Genomic DNA, 3,921 nt, shown 5'->3' on the forward strand with positions numbered 1-3,921 from the left:
TTCGACAAGTTCCAGGCGCACTTCTCCGCCGCAGCGCTCGGCGTGCAGGGGTCCGGCTGGGCGGGACTGTTCTGGGACTCGCTGGGGCAGAACCTCATCATCCAGCAGTTCTTCGACCAGCAGAACCAGCTCGCCGCCGGCACCGTGCCCCTGCTGCTGCTGGATGTCTGGGAGCACGCCTACTACCTCGACTACAGCAACGTGCGCGCCGACTACGTGAAGGCGTTCTGGAACATCGCCAACTGGGCGAATGTCTCGGATCGGTTCGCCACCGCCCGTGAGAAGACCGCCGGTCTGCTGTAGTGTCGAAGGCAGGTGAGGATGCCTGAATCCTCCCCGGAAACGGGCGGGTTCCGGCATCCTCTTCTGTCAAAGAGATCGCGTGTCTGGAGCGCCGAGCAGGCGTCGCCGGCGCGACGGAAACCGGGAGACATCGTGTCTGTCAAGATCGGCATCAACGGCTTCGGCCGCATTGGACGCAACTACCTTCGAGCCGCGCTCGCGCAGGGTGCGGACCTCGACATCGTGGCGGTGAATGACCTCACCGACAACAAGACTTTGGCGCATCTGCTGAAGTACGACTCGATCCTCGGCCGCCTCGACGCCGACGTGACGTACGACGCGGACTCGATCACCGTCGGTGACAAGAAGATCCGGGTGTTCGAGGAGCGCGACCCCGCGAACCTCCCCTGGGGCGAGCTGGGCGTCGACATCGTCATCGAGTCGACCGGCCGCTTCACCAAGGCCGACGACGCCCGCAAGCACATCGCCGGCGGCGCGAAGAAGGTGCTCATCTCGGCACCAGCCTCGGGCGAGGACGCAACGTTCGTCATCGGCGTCAACGAGGGCGACTACGACCCCGAGAAGCACCACATCATCTCGAACGCGTCGTGCACGACGAACTGCCTGGCCCCCATGGCCAAGGTGTTCAACGACCACTTCGGCATCGAGCGTGGCCTCATGACCACGGTGCACGCCTACACCGCAGACCAGAACCTGCAGGACGGCCCGCACAAGGACCTGCGTCGCGCCCGCGCCGCGGCCCTCAACATCGTTCCCACGTCGACCGGTGCCGCCAAGGCCATCGGCCTGGTGCTGCCCGAGCTCAAGGGCAAGCTCGACGGCTTCGCGCTGCGCGTGCCGGTGCCCACCGGCTCGGCCACGGACCTCACCATCCAAACGCGTGACGGTGTCACGGTCGACGAGATCAAGGCCGCGTACAAGGCTGCCGCAGAGGGCCCGCTCAAGGGCATCCTGAAGTACACCGAGGACGACATCGTCTCGAGCGACATCGTCACCGACCCGCACTCGTGCATCTTCGACGCCGGCCTCATCCGCGTGATGGGCAACCAGGTCAAGATCGTCGGCTGGTACGACAACGAGTGGGGCTACTCCAACCGCCTCGTCGACCTCACCGAGCTCGTCGCAAGCAAGCTCTGACGGCCATGGCCCTGCGCACCCTCGACTCGCTGGGTTCGCTGGCCGGCAAGCGTGTCATCGTCCGTGCTGATTTCAACGTCCCCCTCAAGGACGGCGTCATCACGGACGATGGCCGCGTGCGGGCAGCGCTTCCCACGCTGAACGAACTGATCAACCAGGGCGCGCGCGTCATCGCGTGCTCGCACCTCGGCCGGCCCGCCGGTGCCCCCGATGAGAAGTACACCCTCGCCCCCGTTGCACAGCGGCTCTCCGAGCTGCTGGGCAAGCCCGTCGCCTTCGCCCGCGACACCGTGGGCGAGTCGGCCCGCGAGGCCGTGGCGGCGCTGGAGGACGGCGACGTCGCGGTGATCGAGAACCTGCGGTTCAACGCAGGGGAGACGGCGAAGGACGAGGCCGAGCGCCGCGCCTTCGCCGAGCAGCTCGCCTCGCTCGGAGACGTGCTGGTGTCCGATGGCTTCGGCGTCGTGCACCGCAAGCAGGCCTCTGTCTACGACCTCGCGCAGATCCTGCCGTCTGCGGCCGGGTACCTGATCGAGAAGGAGGTCGACGTCCTCGACCGCCTCACCGAGAAGCCGGAGCGGCCCTACACGGTCGTCCTGGGCGGCTCGAAGGTCAGCGACAAGCTGGGCGTCATCGAGCACCTGCTGCCGCGCGTGCAGAAGCTCTGCATCGGTGGCGGGATGATGTACACCTTCCTCGCTGCGCAGGGCCACAAGGTGGGCAAGAGCCTGCTGGAAGAGGACCAGCTCGAGACGGTGCGGGGCTACCTCGCCGACGCGACCGAACGAGGCGTGGAGATCGTTCTTCCCGTGGATGCCGTCATGGCCGCATCCTTCTCCGCAGACGCCGACCACGTGGTGGCAGAGGCAGACGCGCTGGAGGACACCCCCTTCGGCGCCTCGGGAATGGGTCTGGATATCGGACCCAAGACCGCAGGGCTCTTCGCCGACGCGATCCGCAGCAGCAAGACGGTGTTCTGGAACGGCCCCATGGGCGTGTTCGAGATGGATGCCTTCGCTGCGGGCACCAAGGCGGTCGCTCAGGCGCTCACCGAGGTCGACGGCCTGTCCGTCGTCGGCGGTGGCGACTCCGCCGCGGCGGTGCGTCAGCTCGGATTCTCTGACGACCAGTTCGGTCACATCTCCACCGGCGGCGGCGCAAGCCTGGAGTTCCTCGAAGGCAAGCGTCTGCCCGGACTGGAGGTCCTCGGATGGCAGTGAACCGTACCCCGCTCATCGCGGGCAACTGGAAGATGAACCTCGATCACCTGCAGGCGATCGCGTTCGTCCAGAAGCTCGCGTGGACGCTCAAGGACGCCAAGCACGAGAACGGCAGTGTCGAGGTGGCGGTCTTCCCGCCGTACACCGACCTGCGGGCGGTGCAGACGCTGCTGGATGCCGACAAGATCGAGTTCGCGCTCGGCGCGCAGGATCTGTCGGCGCACGATTCCGGTGCGTACACGGGAGAGATCTCGGGTGCGTTCCTGTCGAAGCTCGACTGCCGGTACGTCATCATCGGCCACTCCGAGCGTCGGCAGTACCACGCCGAGAGCGACGAGGTCGTGGCATCCAAGGTCCAGGCGGCGTTGCGTCACGGGCTCGTTCCCGTGATCTGCGTCGGTGAGACCGCGGACGACCTCGAGACCCACGGCGCCAGCGCCGTGCCCGTGTCTCAGCTCAAGGAGGCCTTGGATGGCGTGCCGGCGGATGCCGACATCGTCGTGGCCTACGAGCCGGTCTGGGCCATCGGCTCGGGCAAAGCCGCCACTGCGGAGCAGGCGCAGGACGTGTGCGCCAAGCTGCGCGAGGTCGTCGCGGCCAAGCTCGGCGCCGAGGCTGCGGAGCGCACGCGTGTGCTCTACGGCGGGTCGGTGAAGTCGAGCAACATCGCGAGCTTCATGCGCGAGCCCGACGTCGACGGTGCACTGGTGGGCGGGGCGAGCCTGCTGGTGGACGAGTTCGCGGCGATCATCCGGTTCCAGAAGCACGTCGGAGTGTGATCGACGACGGGTTCAGCGGCCACTCCGGCCGCTGAACCCGTCGCCGCGCCACCGCCCGCTATACTCGACCCTTGTGTGGTCCGCAGGGACCACAGCGAAAGGCTTCTACGACTGTGCCAGTTCTCGAGTTCGTCCTGCAGGTGATGCTGGGCATCACCAGCTTGCTGCTGACCCTTCTCATCCTGCTCCACAAGGGTCGTGGCGGCGGCCTGTCCGACATGTTCGGCGGGGGGATGACCTCGGCGATGGGCTCGTCCGGCCTGGCCGAACGCAACCTCAACCGCTTCACCGTCATCCTCGCGCTGGCGTGGTTCGTCTCGATCGTGGCCCTCGGCCTGATCACCAAGTTCCAGGGAATCTGACATGGCTACAGGTGGAAACGCCATCCGCGGTACGCGGGTGGGCGCAGGCCCGATGGGCGAGCAGGACCACGGGTTCCACGCGGACCGCGTGGCGGTGTCGTATTGGGACGCCCTCGGCAA

General features: G+C 66.9%; 6 protein-coding genes. All 6 read left to right on the forward strand.

Annotation, left to right across the window (positions count from 1 at the left end; genetic code table 11):
• Positions 1-303, forward strand: a 303-nt coding sequence (locus tag NQ160_RS20045; protein WP_257516864.1) for a superoxide dismutase, incomplete at its 5' end; no start/stop codon positions are given.
• A 132-nt stretch (positions 304-435) separates the two neighbouring features.
• Positions 436-1,440, forward strand: coding sequence for a type I glyceraldehyde-3-phosphate dehydrogenase (gap, locus tag NQ160_RS20050; RefSeq protein WP_257516865.1), 1,005 nt, complete (start codon positions 436-438; stop codon positions 1,438-1,440).
• Between the two features lie 5 nt (positions 1,441-1,445).
• On the forward strand, positions 1,446-2,660 hold the full coding sequence (locus NQ160_RS20055) for a phosphoglycerate kinase (RefSeq protein ID WP_257516866.1): 1,215 nt from the start codon (positions 1,446-1,448) through the stop codon (positions 2,658-2,660).
• On the forward strand, positions 2,651-3,439 hold the full coding sequence (gene tpiA, locus NQ160_RS20060; protein WP_257516867.1) for a triose-phosphate isomerase: 789 nt from the start codon (positions 2,651-2,653) through the stop codon (positions 3,437-3,439). The genes NQ160_RS20055 and tpiA overlap by 10 nt, the downstream gene beginning before the upstream one ends.
• A 143-nt stretch (positions 3,440-3,582) precedes the next feature.
• Positions 3,583-3,801 (forward strand): preprotein translocase subunit SecG, encoded by a 219-nt coding sequence (gene secG / locus NQ160_RS20065; RefSeq protein ID WP_306813406.1) that lies wholly within the window; start codon positions 3,583-3,585, stop codon positions 3,799-3,801.
• Position 3,802: 1 nt separating this feature from the next.
• Positions 3,803-3,921 (forward strand): RNA polymerase-binding protein RbpA (locus tag NQ160_RS20070; RefSeq protein WP_257516869.1); only part of this gene is annotated, 119 nt, incomplete at its 3' end.

Source organism: Microbacterium sp. zg.Y909, from assembly GCF_024626565.1.

What these genes read in the sequence shown, in the direction of transcription:
- NQ160_RS20055 (WP_257516866.1), top strand. Translation starts at nt 1,446, where the DNA reads ATGGCCCTGCGCACCCTCGACTCGCTGGGTTCGCTGGCCGGCAAGCGT.
- tpiA (WP_257516867.1), top strand. Translation starts at nt 2,651, where the DNA reads ATGGCAGTGAACCGTACCCCGCTCATCGCGGGCAACTGGAAGATGAAC.
- secG (WP_306813406.1), top strand. Translation starts at nt 3,583, where the DNA reads ATGCTGGGCATCACCAGCTTGCTGCTGACCCTTCTCATCCTGCTCCAC.